Origin of the sequence: Flavobacterium xinjiangense, from assembly GCF_900142885.1 — a bacterium.
Lineage (GTDB): Bacteria > Bacteroidota > Bacteroidia > Flavobacteriales > Flavobacteriaceae > Flavobacterium > Flavobacterium xinjiangense.
Genome location: NZ_FRCL01000001.1, coordinates 1 through 16772 on the forward strand (window position 1 = coordinate 1; position 16772 = coordinate 16772).

Below are 16772 nucleotides of genomic sequence, written 5' to 3' on the forward strand. Positions count from 1 at the left end.
ACCGATAATTGTTCAGGGGCGACCACTTTACAAATTACTGGATTACCTTCAGGCGCTGAATATCCGTTAGGAACTACAACTAATACTTTTGAAGTAAAAGATGTTTCCGGAAATACAGCAACCAGCATATTTACTGTAACAGTTGTTGATACTGAATTGCCTACCATAATCTGTCCAGGAAACATCATTCAGAAAAAAGAAGGCAAACTACATGGAGTACCCGTTATTTACGCTCTTCCTGCAGGAAATGACAATTGCAATGGATTTATCATTACTCAAACAGAAGGATTACCTTCAGGAAGTATTTTCCCATTAGGAGTTACAACTAACACTTTTAAAATAGCTGATGCTGCAGGAAATACTGCAAGTTGTTCTTTCACTGTAAATGTGGTTCAAGCAATTACGCCTAAAAATAGCGATGCAAATCCAGTACTTTCAGTAGTAGCTTACCCTAACCCTGCAAGTGATTTAGTTACTATTACTATAAAAACAGATGTATTAAAAAACATGACATTGAAACTATATGATATCTTTGGAATGTTAGTTGGATCTCCTATTGAAATTCGCGGGACATCAACTGAAAATGCGATTCAAATCAATGTAAGTAATCTTAGAAGAGGTGTTTATATCTACACATTAAGTGCCGAAAACAAAGTTTTATTTACCGATAAAATTGTCAAAAAATAAAACTACAATTCTCCTTCAAAATGCTAGATTCTTTCTTTAGAGTCTAGCATTTTTTTTTCCTTTCTTAAAATTAAAACACCAAAAAATATATCAAGAATTATTATGTACTTTTAACTATTAATAAAATCAAAATTAGTTAACCAATGAAAAAAACAACCTTCCTGATACTTGCCATTATATTTACCGGATCGCTGTGGGCACAGGAATCATTTTCTTTGAAGATGGATCACGTGGCTCTTTCTGTAAAAGATTTGGATCAATCCATTGATTTTTATACAAACGTTTTGAAACTCCATGAAATCACAAACCTCACCAGAAAAGAAGGAATTCGTTGGGTTTCGTTAGGAGATGGCAAAGAATTGCATCTCGTTTCTACCATTAAAGAACCCGTTACAATAAATAAAGCGGTACATCTCGCCTTTAAAACCGTTAATTTTGATGCACTTATACAAGTACTGGTCAAACGAAATATTACTTTTTCAGATTGGCCTGGAATTATTAATAAAATAACCGTTCGTGCCGACGGTATTAAACAAATATATTTTCAGGATCCGGACGGATATTGGATTGAAGTCAATAGTGTGACATTGGATTAAATATTCAATCTAGTATTTTTTATCCTTTTTTAATAAGAACTGTGAAAGATGAAACTTTTCTTTTAAATTGTGTAACCTTTACTTCGAGTTAGTTACGCATCTTTGTATCATAGATTTCAGTTCTATTTTGAACTAAATTTACATCATAAAATAAAACTTCTACATAGCCTAGCTACCGTGTATTTTTTTTAGATATGAATGAATCAATAAAAAACAAAAAACTCCCCAGTTTCCTGAAGAGTTTCCATTATATATAAGTTGCACTATTTTTTAAAAAAAATGTGGTTATTGTAAAACGCGATTGATTTGAGTTAATTTTTTTTCGTAGTATTTCTCTTTGACCGATGAAATTACTACGCCGCCACCTACTGAGGCATGAATGAATTTTATATCTCCGTCGCATACTTCAACTACCATCCCAACATGGTTGATACGGCTTCTTCCATTTGTTTTAAAGAAGATTAAATCACCCTTTTGAGCGTCTTCCGGCGTGACAACAGTTCCTAAACGGGATTGTTCTATGGAAGTTCTTGGTAATTTAATATCAAAAGCCCCGAATGTGTTACACATTAAACCAGAGCAATCAAACCCGGACTTTGAGGTACCTCCGCTTTGATATCTTGTTCCTATATTTGCAGCAGCGGTTTCTATTAATTCATCTAAAAAGTTAGGATTAGAAGCTGGTTTTAAAAAACTTTTAAATTCACTACTCCCTCTTGGTTCAAAATCACTATCCTCTTCGATTTCTTCAGGGGTTATTTCTAATTGTTTTTCCTTTTTTTCAACAGATATATGTGCTACGCTTTGTCGATTGGAACTCCCTGCTTTTATATTTAATAGATAACCTACGGGGAGATTATTTTTTATTTCTGGATTTTGCCTTTCCAATTCCTGAACTGTTATTCCGTATTGCTTTGCAATTCCGTATTTAGTTTCTTTAGGTAAAACCTCCCTAACACTATTTTCGGCAGTGTTTACCGAAGTTTCGGTTGTTGGGGTTAAAACCACTAATTCTGCTTTTGTTATCTCTTTTATCGGTTCAGGAAGAAACTTGGATCCTTCTTTACTTTCTTCAGGCACCGCTGCAATTTCAGCTTTTACATTCGCAGTAACCGGAATATTTATTTTCTGCCCGACTCTAAGGGATTTAACACCAATTGTAGGATTGATTTTATCGAATTCCTTAATGGTGATTCCGTATTTTTTTGTTATTGAATATTTAGATTCTTTTGGAAGCACTTCTACTGTGGTAACTTCTGTGCGTGAATTTGTAGTTTCTTCTGCTTGAGGTATTGTTTCTACAGATTTTTTTTGCGTAGTCTTTTTGGATTGAGAGGTAACTGCTATTTCTGTATTTGATTTTACGTTACCGGGAATTGTGATTTTTTGACCAATTTTTAATCCTGAAGTTTCTAATGTTGGATTGGCTTGATTTAATTCTTTCAGAGTGATTCCGTATTCTTTTGCTATTCCGTAAAGTGTTTCTTTGGCGAGTACTTCATGTTCTTTTTCGGAGTGGTTTGTTGCAAGTTTAGCTTTGGTATTGTTGTTTTTTTCAGCAGTTGTAGGAATTAACAGAACCGAATTGAGTTTTAGCAGATTCTTGGCTTTTGGATTCAGCTTATAAATTTCACTGGGTTTGACCTCGTATTTCTCTGCAATACTCGAAACAGTTTCCCCTTTTACGATGGTATGTTTCTTGGTTTTTTCCTGTGAAAAAAGAACGATACTATTAAATAAAAACAATGTTACAACTAATCTTAAACTCATATTCATTTTTTTCAAATTACTTACCCCATTTTATTCTAAATAGCGATTTCGGGATATAATTATTAAATCTCGCTATGGTTTATTGCTTAACTCATTTGTTTAAAAAAATATAAAAAAATCTTATCTCTTTTATAAAAAGAGGGCGTAATACATACATTTTAAAATATTGTGATTTTTGTTCAGATTGCAAAAGCAACTTAAACTGTAACGCAATACAATCTTAATGTATTGCCACGTTGAAAATAAAAAATTAAAAAGAAGATTTGATTCCTACTTGTAATCAAAAAAAATACTTCTTTACAAATTTGATTTTTCTGAATTGCTAATATAACTGATTCAATCAAAAAAACCATAAGTTTTTTTGATTTTAACGTGTTAAAAAAACAAAACGCAGATTTTTTAGCATTTTTTAGTGCTATTCGGAATAGAAAATTTCATTTTATACAAAATAATTCCATTTCTTTCTTTAAAAAAAAATCTTGAAAATTTAGAAAAATCATCCTTTTATTTTTAGCCCTGATGAAAGCGGAAAGCCTTTTGAAGTAGAAATGCATTTTTTCCTGAGAAAAAACAGCGACCAATGGAAGCTCGTTTTTTGTCTTGGAAAAAAGCAATTCTATGAAAAAGCTTGAAGCGGTCAGCAGGAATAGCTTCTAAAAAAATAGAATAAAAAAACTCCCAAGTTGCCTTGAGAGTTCTGAATATAAATATATTTAATTGACTTATGCGTTACTGGCAGCAGCGATTAAGTTTAGCGCTGAACCTGCTTTGAACCAACCAATTTGTCCTTCGTTGTAGGTGTGGTTTGCCAAGATAACATCTTTGGTTCCATCAGCATGAACGAATTCTACCGTTAAAGGTTTCCCTGGAGCAAAATCAACTAAATCTGTGAAGTTAATAGTATCATCTTCCTGGATTTTATCGTAATCTGCTTCGTTAGCAAATGTCAATCCTAAAAGACCTTGTTTTTTAAGGTTTGTTTCGTGAATACGAGCAAATGATTTTACTAATACCGCTTTAACACCTAAGAAACGAGGCTCCATCGCTGCATGCTCACGAGAAGAACCTTCTCCATAATTGTGATCTCCCACAACAATAGATGGAACTCCAGCCGCTTTGTATGCACGCGCAACTGCAGGAACTGCATCATACGTTCCAGTCAATTGGTTTTTAACTGAATTGGTTTTGTCTGTGAAAGCATTGACTGCTCCAATCAACATATTATTAGAAATATTATCTAAGTGACCACGGAAACGCAACCATGGACCCGCCATAGAGATGTGATCTGTAGTACATTTTCCGAAAGCTTTAATCAATAATTTAGCTCCTGAAATATTTTTTCCGTCCCAAGGTTGGAATGGTGCTAATAATTGCAAACGATCTGATGTTTCACTTACTAAAATTTGAACTCCTGATCCATCGGCAGCCGGTGCTTGAAATCCTGCATCTTCGACAGCAAATCCTTTTTTAGGTAATTCATCACCAAAAGGTGCAGTCAATCTTACTTCTTCACCATTGTCGTTAATCAAAGTATCCGTTATAGGATTGAAATCCAAACGACCTGCAATTGCTAAAGCAGCAACCATTTCTGGAGACGTTACAAAAGCGTGTGTGTTTGGATTACCATCGGCACGCTTAGAGAAGTTACGGTTGAAAGAGTGAACGATTGTATTTTTCTCCCCTTTATCTGCTCCCGCTCTATCCCATTGTCCGATACATGGTCCACAAGCATTGGTAAATACTTTGGTTCCCATTTTTTCGAAAGTAGCTATAATTCCGTCTCTTTCGATTGTATATCTGATTTGTTCCGAACCTGGGTTGATACCAAATTCCGCTTTTGGACTAATTCCTAATTCAACAGCTTGGTTTACAATAGACGCAGCACGAGCCATATCTTCGTATGACGAGTTCGTACAAGAACCGATTAATCCCCATTCTACTTTAATTGGCCATCCGTTAGCAGCAGCTTCTTCTTTCATTTTAGAAACCGGAGTACCTCTGTCCGGAGTAAAAGGACCATTGATATGTGGCTCTAATTCCGAAAGATTGATTTCAATTACTTGGTCAAAATAAGTCTCTGGGTTTGCATAAACTTCTGGGTCAGCAGTTAAGTAAGATGCTACTTTATCCGCAGCATCTACAACATCCTGACGACCAGTTGCAGAAAGGTATCTTCTCATGGACTCGTCATAACCAAATGTAGAAGTAGTAGCGCCAATCTCGGCACCCATATTACAAATAGTTCCTTTTCCAGTACATGACATTGAAGTAGCTCCTTCTCCAAAATATTCAACAATAGCGCCTGTTCCACCTTTTACAGTAAGAATATCAGCTACTTTAAGAATAACATCTTTTGGTGCAGTCCAACCAGAAAGTTTTCCAGTCAATTTCACACCTATTAATTTTGGGAATTTTAATTCCCATGACATTCCTGACATTACATCTACTGCATCAGCTCCACCAACACCAATAGCCAACATTCCTAATCCACCTGCATTTACAGTATGTGAATCCGTACCAATCATCAAACCTCCAGGGAATGCATAATTCTCTAAAACGATTTGGTGAATAATTCCCGAACCTGGTTTCCAGAAACCAATTCCGTATTTATCCGATACTGAAGAAAGAAAATCAAAAACCTCTTTAGATTGTGTATTTGCTGCAGCTAAATCAAATTCAGCTCCATTTTTAGCCAAAATCAAGTGATCACAGTGAACCGTTGTAGGAACGGCAACAGTTTTCTTTCCAGCGTGCATGAATTGCAACAAGGCCATTTGAGCCGTTGCATCTTGGCAAGCAACTCTGTCTGGAGCAAAATCTACATAATCGACACCTCTTCCAAAAGCAGTTGACGGCGTTCCATCCCAAAGGTGGTTGTACAAAATTTTCTCTGTTAAGGTAAGCGGACGACCAACTATCTCACGTGCTTTATCCACACGAGATGTCATATTTGCGTACACTTTTTTAATCATTTCAATATCAAAAGCCATAAGATTTATATATAATTGTTACTATTTTAATTTAGACATACAAGATACAAAAAAATAGAGTATAAAAAAAAGCCTGAGTCAATAGACTCAGGCTTTTAAATTATAATTAACTAATTATGTGAATTATTTAACTAATAACTTATGAGAAGGCGCAAACTTAGTTAGATTGATTCCTTCCACTGCCGTTTTATATTCTTCTATCGTTGGGGTTCTACCAAGGATTGTAGATAATACCACAACCGGTGTAGACGAAAGTAAAGATTCTCCTTTTTTACCTTCTGTATCTTCAACGACTCTTCCTTGGAAAAGACGTGTAGATGTTGCCATTACTGTATCTCCTTTAGCTGCTTTTTCCTGATTACCCATACAAAGATTACAGCCTGGACGCTCTAGGTACAACATATTTTCGTATGATGTACGCGCTGCTGCTTTAGGAACATTATCGTCAAATTCGAAACCAGAATATTTTTGTAAAATTTCCCAATCACCTTCTGCTTTTAATTCATCAACAATATTATAAGTAGGTGGCGCTACAACTAGTGGCGCTTTAAACTCTACCTTACCTTCTTGCTCATCAATATTCTTAAGCATATGAGCTAGAATTTTCATATCTCCTTTGTGAACCATACAAGAACCAATAAATCCAAGATCTACTTTTTTAACTCCTCCATAGAAAGATAGAGGTCGAATCGTGTCGTGAGTATATCTTTTAGAAACATCAGCATTATTCACGTCAGGATCAGCAATCATTGGTTCAGCAATCTGATCCAAATCTACAACAACTTCAGCGTAATACTTAGCGTTTGCATCCGGTCTTAGTGCTGGTTTCTCTCCTGATATAATCTCAGCAATTCTCTTATCGGCTATAGCAATCAATCCTTTCAGCACTTGATTTTTGTTATCCATTCCCTTATCAATCATGATCTGAATTCTACCTTTTGCAATTTCAAGAGATTCAATCAATGTATAATCCTCAGAAATACAGATGGAAGCTTTTGCTTTCATTTCTGCAGTCCAGTCCGTAAACGTAAATGCTTGATCCGCATTAAGAGTTCCTAAGTGAACCTCAATAATTCTTCCTTGGAATACATTCTCTCCACCAAACGTCTTAAGCATCTGAGATTGTGTCGCGTGAACTACATCACGGAAATCCATGTAGCCCTTCATTTCTCCTTTGAACGTTACCTTCACAGATTCAGGAATCGGCATTGAAGCTTCACCAGTTGCCAATGCAAGAGCAACCGTTCCTGAGTCAGCACCAAAAGCAACACCTTTAGACATTCTTGTATGAGAATCACCACCGATGATGATAGCCCACTCGTTTACCGTAATATCATTAAGTACTTTATGAATTACATCAGTCATCGCATGATAAACACCCTTCGGGTCACGAGCTGTAATTAATCCGAAATCGTTCATGAATTTCATCAATCTAGGAATATTTGCCTTAGATTTATTATCCCATACCGAAGCAGTGTGACAACCTGATTGGTAAGCACCGTCAACAATTGGCGAAATCACAGTAGCGGCCATAGACTCTAATTCCTGAGAAGTCATCAAACCAGTTGTATCTTGTGAACCAACAATATTTACAGTAACACGAACATCTGAACCAGCGTGTAAAACTTTACCCGGAGTTGAACCAACTGCGTTTTTATTAAATATTTTCTCTACAGCTGTAAGACCTTGTCCTTCAACAGAAACCTCTTTTGACGGAGCATATACAGGTACAATATCAACACCAAGTGTCTTTGATGCAAATGTTTGCAATTTTTTTCCAAACACAATTGCGTAAGAACCTCCCGCTTTTATAAATTCAATTTTCTGAGGCGTAAATGCCTTAGAAATATCTATCAATTCTTTATCGCCGTTATAAAGTTTTTTTGTTTTTGTGTTGATTGTGAGAACAGTACCAGTAGCAATTGAGTATACTTCCTCAAGAATAGGATCACCACTTTCATTACGAACTACTTCACCATTAGCGTCAGTCTTTTTTACCCAGTTTTTAAGATCCAAACCAATACCACCAGTGACATCAACAGTGGTAAGGAAAATTGGAGAAATACCGTTTGTTCCTGCAACAATTGGCGCAAAGTTTACAAACGGAACATAAGGACTTGCTTGTTTACCAGTCCAAAGTGCCACGTTGTTTACACCTGACATTCTTGAAGAACCAACTCCCATAGTACCTTTTTCAGCAATTAACATTACCGATTTGTCTGGATGTTGTGCTTGAAGTGTCTTTATTTCGGCTTGTGCTTCAGGTGTAATCATACATTTACCGTGCAATTCACGATCTGAGCGCGAGTGTGCTTGGTTTCCTGGAGAAAGTAAGTCAGTTGAAATATCTCCTTCACCAGCAATAAAAGTAATTACTTTAATTTCTTCTGCTATTTCTGGTAATTTAGTAAAGAACTCAGCCTTCGCATAACTCTCTAGAATATCCTTAGCGATTACATTAGCGCTTTTGAAAGCAGCTTCTAAACGATCTGTATCAGCTTCATAAAGAAAAACTTGCGTCTTTAAAACTTCTGCAGCATCTTTCGCAACAGTAACAACATTTCCTAAAGCTAAATCAAGTAAAACGTTGATAGAAGTCCCGCCTTTCATGTGTGACAATAACTCTAAAGCAAAAGCAGGAGTGATTTCAGAAACTACTGATTGTCCTAAAACGATTTCTTTTAAAAAATTAGCTTTTACATTCGCAGCAGGAGTAGTTCCTGGAACAACATTATAAATAAAGAAGTTAAGAGAATCTGCTCTGTACTCGTTATTTAAATCTTTAATTTGTTCAATGATTTCGCTTAACAATTCAGCACCATCAATTGGTTTAGGGTGAAGCCCCTGACCTTTTCGGTCTTCAATTTCTTGAATGTAATTCTTATAAATATTCATAATAGAAGTCTTTTCTTGGTATTTTTATTTTTTGTACGCAAATTTAGGAATTAATGCCGAGAATTAAAAAAAATATAACAGATGTAGCTTTTTCAAAAATTATTATTACAAAATAAAGAGTTTTACTGCTTTTTATTGTCAAAAATTCAATTTTAAATTAAAATAATAAATTATCAATAATTTAAAATGTTTTCTTTGAGAAAGTTGAAATTTAATATTACTTATTGAGTGATATTTTACGCTGTTTTCAGCTAAAAACCTTTAATAAATTATCATTTACAACGTTGTAGTTGTATTTTTCAATGCTCTTTTTTGTTAAACTTAAATATTGAGTAAAAACAAAAAAGCCAAACAGATTTTAGAAATTTGTTTGGCTTTTTTCTCAATATTATAAATTATTACATCAGCTTCTGAATAATAACTTCTTCGGTAATTCCTTCGGCATCAGCTTTATAATTTTTGATAATTCTATGACGCAAAATTCCTGTAGCCACAGCTTTTACATCCTCGATATCCGGTGAAAATTTACCATTAAAAGCAGCATTGGCTTTGGCTGCCAAAATTAAATTTTGCGAAGCTCGAGGTCCGGCTCCCCAATCTAAATAATTCTTTACGAATTCGTTTGAAAGCGGATTATCCGGCCTTGTTTTACTCACCAACGTAACAGCATATTCAATGACATTATCCGCCACTGGTATCCTGCGAATCAATTGTTGAAAATCAATGATCTCTTGCGCCGTAAATAATGGATTTATGGTATTATTTAGGTCTGAGGTCGTTCGTTTTACAACCTGTACTTCTTCAGCAAACGATGGATACTCGAGTTTTATGGCAAACATAAATCGGTCTAACTGCGCCTCAGGTAAGGGATAAGTTCCCTCCTGTTCAATTGGGTTTTGAGTGGCCAAAACAAAGTAAGGCAAATCTAATTTATAATTCTCCCCAGCAATAGTAACGGAACGTTCCTGCATGGCTTCAAGCAAAGCAGCTTGTGTTTTTGGGGGTGTTCTGTTTATTTCATCCGCCAGAATAATATTCGAAAAAACAGGTCCTTTTATAAATTTGAATCGGCGATTTTCATCTAATATTTCACTTCCTAAAATATCCGATGGCATCAAATCAGGCGTAAATTGAATCCTTTTAAAATCAAGTCCTAAGGCTTGCGCCAAAGTATTTACCATAAGTGTTTTTGCCAATCCTGGAACTCCTACTAAAAGCGCATGACCCCCAGAAAAAATACAAAGTAAAATTTGATCTACCACGGCATCCTGACCTACAATGATTTTTGCTATTTCGTTTTTTAGTTCATTCCTTTTTTGAACTAAATTATGTATTGCAGCTACGTCAGACATTTTCGACTGTTTATTAAATTAAAAAAAGAGTTAGCGATATGAATTCATAAAGCTAACTCTTTTTATTTATTTTATAAAAATTATTTTTTCAACCAATTGTTCGTGAAAGCACAATCTCTGTATTCTCCAATAACTTTAACGTACGTTCCTTTAATTTTCTCGTCAAACCATTTACCTATGGTTTTAATTTGTTTTTCCTTCAATGCCAATTCTTTTATTTTGATATAATCTTTGGCGTAATCAGCAGTGTGCTCGTCTATTCTATTCGTTACAGTAATTAATTTGTATTTTTTCTTGCCTTGTTCGTCTTCCAATAATGGCAAAGAAACTTCCCCTTCTTTCAAATTTGAAACCTGACTATATAAACTAGGATCCATTTTAGTCAATTCAAAACGAGTATCTTGTGTTTTAGGATTGATTAATGCTCCTCCGTTTACTTTGGTTTCTTTTTCGTCTGACATAGATCTTGCCGCTTCCGCAAAAGTAACTTCCTTGCTTTCAATCTTTTTTCTGATTAATTCAATTTTCTCCTTGGCTTCTTTCATAGAAGCTTCAGTAACAGATGGCGTCAATAATATATGACGTAATTCAACTTCCTGTCCTTTAATTTTTTCTACATAAATAATATGAAAACCAAAAGATGTTTCAAACGGTGCCGAAATTTCTCCTTCTGCCAAACTAAAGGCAACGTCTTTAAACTCTTTTACAAATGGGGTTCTGCGATTCATCTTGTAATATCCTCCATTTGTACTAGAACCGGGATCTTGAGAATACAGAACTGCTTTTGTAGCAAAACTAGCTCCTTCCTGGCATTCTTTTTTAAAGCCATTTAATTTATCAATAACTAATTGCTTGTCAGCATCAGATACTTTTGGAGTCACAATAATTTGTGCTACTTCCATTTCTGCCCCAAAAAGAGGAAGTTCAGCAGTAGGAATCTTTTTGAAAAAATTACGAACTTCTTCTGGCGTAATTTCAACTTCATCTACTATCTTTTTTTGCATTTCTGAAGTCAACTTCTGTTCCTTTAAGATATCAAAGAAGTAAGTTCTAAACTCTTCTTCATTATTCTTCTTGTAATACTTCACTACTTTTTCAAGAGATCCTAATTGCTCCGTCATATAGTTCAATCGATCATCCATCATCCCTTTTATTTCTGAATCGGTAACCTTGACACTATCCTGAACTGCTTGATGCGCATACAATTTATCCTCCATTAGTTTTCCTAACATTTGACATCTCGTAATGTCTTTTACGGAATTCCCTTGACTTGATAATTCTAAATAAGATTTGTCAATATCTGAATCTAAAATAATATAATCTCCAATTGTAGCAATAACACCATCAATTTTTTGCTTTTGATTGGACTGTATTTTTTTAGTAGCAACAACTGCACTGTCTTTAATAATTTCTTGCGCGTTTGTAATCGCACTTGAAAACACTAAAAGAAAAAAAGTTAGTGCAATTTTATTGTTTATGAATCTCATTTGTACTGTTTTTAATGGCATTTTTATGATTTATTATTAGCGTAATGTGTCGTTATTTTTCTATTTAAATTTATTTCAAAAAGAATCAGGCAATTTTGCCCAAATATACACTTTAAGAATCAAGAAATGAATTGAATTTTTATTGAAAATACTTATATTTCTTTAAATTTAAAACCAACAAAAATAACAATTCAATTACATAATACAAGTTTCCTTTGTAGTATTAACAAAAATTTGTAAAACGCATTAATTTATTAGTTTAAATACCTCTAGAAAGCCAAATTACTTTCCGTACTATCTTAATTAAAACAAATAAAAAGAACTAAACTGCATTAAAAATCTGCTATCTTTAAAACAACCCAACCACTATTTTATGCGTTTTTAGAATTGAAGACCATATTACATTTTAACTTTATCCTAATAATTTATCTTTTGAATTAAAGTGCCACTACTTATTATTAAATATCCCTAATTTAAAATCCCTAAAATCCTCATTTTAGGATACATTTTAAAAAAGTTCTCAACACTATAACGTTTTCGTAGAAAAGATTACAGCAGTCAATGTAGGAAGTGTTACTATTTATATAAATTAGCTAAATGATTGACTATTTTATTAAAAATCAACACTAAAATTAAATTAAAATTATTTTTTTGGTATATTTTTTTTGATTTTAATATAAATTTCGTTTGCCGTGTATTTAATACGGTAACTCATTAAAAAAAACATTCCATACTATTTATTAATTTACCATTAACCCAATCTATTACCTAACCTATAATTATTAAGTTTATGAAAAAACCAAATTTTAAAATTTATGCATTAGCGGCATTACTTGTTGGCTTTTATTCGTGTAATTCAAACGATGAAGTAGTCACAAATTCGGCTGCTGCAGCTTCGCAATTTAAAATAATCAACGTAACCCATCACGATGGACATCCATTCAGCACAGGAAATTCTACTAATTCACCAACTGGGAAGTACGTTGCAAATCCTGGAGGAGGCGTTATGATGCAAGCATTTTATTGGGATGTTCCTGCTGGCGGAACTTGGTGGAATACAGTAGGTACAAAAGTAACCGAATGGTCAAATGCTGGCATTGGATCTGTGTGGTTACCTCCAGTTTCAAAAGCTCAAAACGGAGCATTTTCTATGGGATATGACCCTACCGATTATTTTGATTTTGGCGATTTTAATCAGAATGGCTCAATTGAAACACGTTTTGGTTCTAAAACAGAATTGGTTAGTTTAATTACTAAAGCGCATACTGAAAATATGCAAGTGTATGCTGATATCGTTATTAACCACAACAGTGGAGGACAGTTAGAAAACAATCCTTTTACAGGAACACAAACGTACACTAATTTTACTGGCGTAGCCTCAGGAAAATTCCCAAGAACGAGCGCAGATTTTTATAAAAATTCTTATGCTAATAATGATGAGGGAGCTTTTGGAGGTTTTCCAGATTTAGCACATGTTGTCCCTAATGTTCAGAACTGGCTGTGGCTAAGAGCGGACGGCGTGGGTAAATACTATAAAAATACGATGAAATTTGATGGATGGAGATTTGATTACGTAAAAGGTTTTGGCCCATGGGTTATTAACAATTGGAATGCAAACGTCGGTGGTTTCTCAGTTGGAGAATACTGGGATTCTAACGTAAACACTTTAGAGTGGTGGGCAAATAATGCCAACAGCTCTGTATTTGATTTTGCTTGTTATTACAAAATGAACGACGCTTTTGACGGTAATAATCTTGCTCTTTTGAATGACGACATGATGTGGAAAAGAAACCCGTACAAAGCGGTTACTTTCGTTACTAATCATGACACAGATGAAATATGGAAAAAAGAATTGGCTTATGCTTATATTCTAACGCATGAAGGCTATCCAACTATTTTCTACAGAGATTATGAAGAATGGTTGAATAAAACAAAAATGAACAACCTAATTTGGATCCATAATAATAAAGCGACCGGAACAACTTCGATTTTATATGCAGATAACGATGAATATGTTGCACGAAGAAACGGATACAATGGAAATCCTGGATTAGTATTGTACATAAACAATTCATCCGTTTGGCAAGAAAGATGGATTCAAACGAATTGGACCAATGCACAAATTAAAGATTTTACTGGTAATTCGACTTGGATTCCTACAACACAAGCAGACAAATGGGTAAAAATCCAGTGCCCACCAAATGGATATTCTGTTTGGTCAATCAACATGTAAAATACAAATACTATAGAGGCTGTCTAAAAAGACAGCCTCTTTTCAATTGGTCAAAAAACATTAAAAATACTACGATTGCTTAAAGGCTTCCTCAAATCCCTCTTCCAAATTCACATAATCAATTAAGAGTACACTATTTTTTTATTTGGCATTTATAAATAGTACTTTTGCAGACTATTTATATTATACATGAGCTTTTTAAAAGAAATACAACGTAGAAGAACTTTCGGGATTATCTCACATCCTGATGCCGGAAAAACAACACTTACTGAAAAACTCCTCCTTTTTGGTGGCGCTATTCAAGAAGCGGGTGCAGTAAAAAATAATAAAATCAAAAAAGGCGCTACCAGTGACTTTATGGAAATTGAACGTCAAAGAGGAATTTCGGTTTCTACTTCTGTTTTGGCCTTCAATTATAAAAACAAAAAGATAAACATTCTCGATACCCCAGGACACAAGGATTTTGCAGAGGACACTTTTAGAACTTTAACTGCTGTTGACAGCGTTATTGTTGTAATTGATGTTGCCAAAGGTGTTGAGGAACAAACAGAAAAATTAGTTGCTGTTTGTCGATTGCGTAAAATTCCAATAATCGTATTTATCAATAAATTAGACCGAGAGGGAAAAGATGCTTTTGACCTAATGGACGAAGTGGAACAAAAACTGGGCTTAACAGTTACTCCTCTAAGTTTTCCAATAGGAATGGGCTATGATTTTCAAGGAATTTACAACCTTTGGGAACAAAACATCAACATATTTAGCGGTGATAGCCGCAAGAATATAGAGGAAACTATCGCTTTTTCTGATGTTAAAAATCCAGAGTTAGAAAAAATTATTGGCGAAAAACCTGCTGATAAATTGCGTGAAGAATTAGAGTTAATAGACGAAGTATATCCAAAATTTGACCGTCAGGATTATTTAGATGGAAAATTACAGCCCGTATTTTTTGGTTCGGCTTTAAATAATTTTGGAGTGAGAGAATTATTGGATTGTTTCGTGGAAATTGCACCATCACCAAGACCAAAAGAATCAGAAACTCGATTAGTAGATCCAAAAGAAGAAAAAATGACAGGATTTGTTTTTAAGATCCACGCCAATATGGATCCAAAACACAGAGACCGTCTGGCCTTTATTAAAATTGTATCAGGGACTTTTGAAAGAAACAAGCCATACTATCACGTTCGCCAAAAAAAGAATTTAAAATTCTCCAGTCCAAACGCTTTCTTTGCTGAAAAGAAAGAAATTGTAGATATCTCTTATCCTGGTGATATCGTAGGTTTACACGATACAGGAAATTTCAAAATTGGGGACACTTTAACTGAAGGTGAAATCATGAGTTTCAAAGGAATTCCTAGTTTCTCTCCAGAGCATTTCAGATACATCAACAACGCTGATCCGATGAAAGCTAAACAGCTCGACAAAGGAATTGATCAGTTGATGGATGAAGGTGTTGCTCAGTTATTTACGTTAGAAATGAATAATCGAAAAATCATTGGAACTGTTGGTGCACTTCAATATGAAGTTATCCAATACCGTTTGGAACATGAATACGGTGCAAAATGTACGTATGAAAATTTCCCGGTACACAAAGCATGCTGGGTAAAACCTAACGATCCAAAAAGTGATGAGTTTAAAGAATTTAGAAGAATCAAACAAAAATTCTTGGCGCATGATAAATACGGACAATTAGTGTTTTTAGCCGATTCTGATTTTACAATTCAAATGACACAAAATAAATATCCAAATGTTAAATTATATTTCACATCGGAGTTTGAGTAATTTTCAAAATACTATTTCATAAAAAAAACGCTAATTATTCAATTAGCGTTTTTTTTTATGTTTGGTTATTTATAATCTTAATTTATGCAATCGTACTTTCTAAATTGATGGCTTTTTTCAAAAAGGCTTTAATTAACAAACGATTTGGAGCCATTCCAGAAGTCATTATTTGTTTTTTAGCATTAGAAGTTTCAGTTGAAATAGTTCTGTTAGGATCTTGTTTTGATCCCATAAACCAAAGAACAAAATTTATGTTTGAAGAAACCGAAGTGTTTTCTTGTTTTGCAATAGTGTTACCTTCAATTGTATTATTCACAACTTCATTTTTTTCTGCAGTTTGACCAAAAACAGAAACATTACAAAACAAAGCAAAGATTACCACTATTAAAATAGTTGTGATTTTAGTATTCTTGTCTTGCTTAGAAAAGTTGTTCATAAGATAATTCTTTTATAGAGGATAACTTTATTCCCTATTCTTGAGCTAAACTATATCTTTAAAATAGCAGTAAAAAATATTTTCGATTAACGGCTTCTTTATCGGTTAAACGACGAAATCACAATTCTTTTTGGTTAGTGCATATCGATGTATTCCTTCAAATCAAAAAATAACAAAAAAATTTACACAAAAAAAAGGCTCCATTTCTGGAGCCTTTTCTACAATTCTATTACAATTAAGCCTGACCTGCAGGACCAAAATTAAGAGGAATTGAAGGTTGTTCACTGTCTTTTATTTCGCCATGAGCGACTTCAAAACGGTGAATGTTTTCTCCAATGGCCTTCAATAATCTTTTGGCGTGTTGCGGCGTCAAGACAATTCTTGATTTTACTTTAGCCTTAGGAATACCCGGCATAATACTTACAAAATCTAAAACAAATTCTGAAGAAGAATGATTAATTATTGCCAAGTTGGAATAAATTCCTTCCGCAATTTTTTCGTCCAACTCAATGTTGATTTGCTCCTGTTGTTGATTAGAATTACTCAT

The 16772-nt window shown here is 34.2% G+C and carries 11 protein-coding genes; 4 read left to right on the forward strand and 7 right to left on the reverse strand.

The window, feature by feature from the left end:
* Both BUC23_RS00005 and BUC23_RS00010 read left to right on the forward strand, forming a co-directional pair.
* The coding region (locus tag BUC23_RS00005; RefSeq protein WP_139259744.1) for a T9SS type A sorting domain-containing protein at positions 1-687 on the forward strand (687 nt) is incomplete at its 5' end.
* A 143-nt stretch (positions 688-830) separates the two neighbouring features.
* Positions 831-1283 carry a VOC family protein gene (locus BUC23_RS00010; protein ID WP_073203441.1) on the forward strand — a complete coding sequence of 151 codons (453 nt, stop codon included), beginning with the start codon at positions 831-833 and terminating at the stop codon, positions 1281-1283.
* 285 nt (positions 1284-1568) lie between these two features.
* On the opposite strand, the gene BUC23_RS00015 is transcribed toward BUC23_RS00010, so the two are convergent.
* The 5 genes from BUC23_RS00015 to BUC23_RS00035 all read right to left on the reverse strand — a co-directional run bounded on the left by BUC23_RS00015 (position 1569) and on the right by BUC23_RS00035 (position 11798).
* Positions 1569-3053: a peptidoglycan endopeptidase gene (locus tag BUC23_RS00015; protein ID WP_244153750.1), complete on the reverse strand. Its 1485-nt coding sequence runs from the start codon at positions 3051-3053 to the stop codon at positions 1569-1571.
* 722 nt (positions 3054-3775) lie between these two features.
* Entirely contained in the window at positions 3776-6043 is a 2268-nt protein-coding gene (locus BUC23_RS00020; RefSeq protein ID WP_073203445.1) for an aconitate hydratase, read from the reverse strand.
* 123 nt (positions 6044-6166) lie between these two features.
* Entirely contained in the window at positions 6167-8938 is a 2772-nt protein-coding gene (locus BUC23_RS00025; protein WP_073203447.1) for a bifunctional aconitate hydratase 2/2-methylisocitrate dehydratase, read from the reverse strand.
* A gap of 398 nt (positions 8939-9336) precedes the next feature.
* Positions 9337-10290, reverse strand: coding sequence for an AAA family ATPase (locus BUC23_RS00030; RefSeq protein ID WP_073203458.1), 954 nt, complete (start codon positions 10288-10290; stop codon positions 9337-9339).
* A gap of 80 nt (positions 10291-10370) precedes the next feature.
* Positions 10371-11798, reverse strand: coding sequence for a peptidylprolyl isomerase (locus BUC23_RS00035; RefSeq protein WP_073203463.1), 1428 nt, complete (start codon positions 11796-11798; stop codon positions 10371-10373).
* 769 nt (positions 11799-12567) lie between these two features.
* Here BUC23_RS00035 and BUC23_RS00040 point away from each other — a divergent pair.
* A complete protein-coding gene (locus BUC23_RS00040) occupies positions 12568-14010 on the forward strand; it encodes an alpha-amylase (RefSeq protein WP_073203465.1) in 1443 nt (480 codons plus the stop codon).
* Positions 14011-14199: 189 nt separating this feature from the next.
* The gene (locus BUC23_RS00045) at positions 14200-15789 is read left to right on the forward strand and encodes a peptide chain release factor 3 (RefSeq protein ID WP_073203469.1); all 1590 of its coding nucleotides are present in this window, start codon (positions 14200-14202) and stop codon (positions 15787-15789) included.
* Between the two features lie 82 nt (positions 15790-15871).
* On the opposite strand, the gene BUC23_RS00050 is transcribed toward BUC23_RS00045, so the two are convergent.
* Both BUC23_RS00050 and BUC23_RS00055 read right to left on the reverse strand, forming a co-directional pair.
* On the reverse strand, positions 15872-16225 hold the full coding sequence (locus BUC23_RS00050; protein ID WP_073203473.1) for a hypothetical protein: 354 nt from the start codon (positions 16223-16225) through the stop codon (positions 15872-15874).
* Between the two features lie 235 nt (positions 16226-16460).
* Complete coding sequence (locus tag BUC23_RS00055) at positions 16461-16772, reverse strand: DUF3467 domain-containing protein (RefSeq protein ID WP_073203476.1); 312 nt, start codon at positions 16770-16772, stop codon at positions 16461-16463.

What these genes read in the sequence shown, in the direction of transcription:
- BUC23_RS00015 (WP_244153750.1), bottom strand. Translation starts at nt 3,053, where the DNA reads ATGAGTTTAAGATTAGTTGTAACATTGTTTTTATTTAATAGTATCGTT.
- BUC23_RS00050 (WP_073203473.1), bottom strand. Translation starts at nt 16,225, where the DNA reads ATGAACAACTTTTCTAAGCAAGACAAGAATACTAAAATCACAACTATT.
- BUC23_RS00055 (WP_073203476.1), bottom strand. Translation starts at nt 16,772, where the DNA reads ATGAGTAATTCTAATCAACAACAGGAGCAAATCAACATTGAGTTGGAC.
- BUC23_RS00040 (WP_073203465.1), top strand. Translation starts at nt 12,568, where the DNA reads ATGAAAAAACCAAATTTTAAAATTTATGCATTAGCGGCATTACTTGTT.
- BUC23_RS00020 (WP_073203445.1), bottom strand. Translation starts at nt 6,043, where the DNA reads ATGGCTTTTGATATTGAAATGATTAAAAAAGTGTACGCAAATATGACA.
- BUC23_RS00025 (WP_073203447.1), bottom strand. Translation starts at nt 8,938, where the DNA reads ATGAATATTTATAAGAATTACATTCAAGAAATTGAAGACCGAAAAGGT.
- BUC23_RS00010 (WP_073203441.1), top strand. Translation starts at nt 831, where the DNA reads ATGAAAAAAACAACCTTCCTGATACTTGCCATTATATTTACCGGATCG.
- BUC23_RS00030 (WP_073203458.1), bottom strand. Translation starts at nt 10,290, where the DNA reads ATGTCTGACGTAGCTGCAATACATAATTTAGTTCAAAAAAGGAATGAA.
- BUC23_RS00045 (WP_073203469.1), top strand. Translation starts at nt 14,200, where the DNA reads ATGAGCTTTTTAAAAGAAATACAACGTAGAAGAACTTTCGGGATTATC.
- BUC23_RS00035 (WP_073203463.1), bottom strand. Translation starts at nt 11,798, where the DNA reads ATGCCATTAAAAACAGTACAAATGAGATTCATAAACAATAAAATTGCA.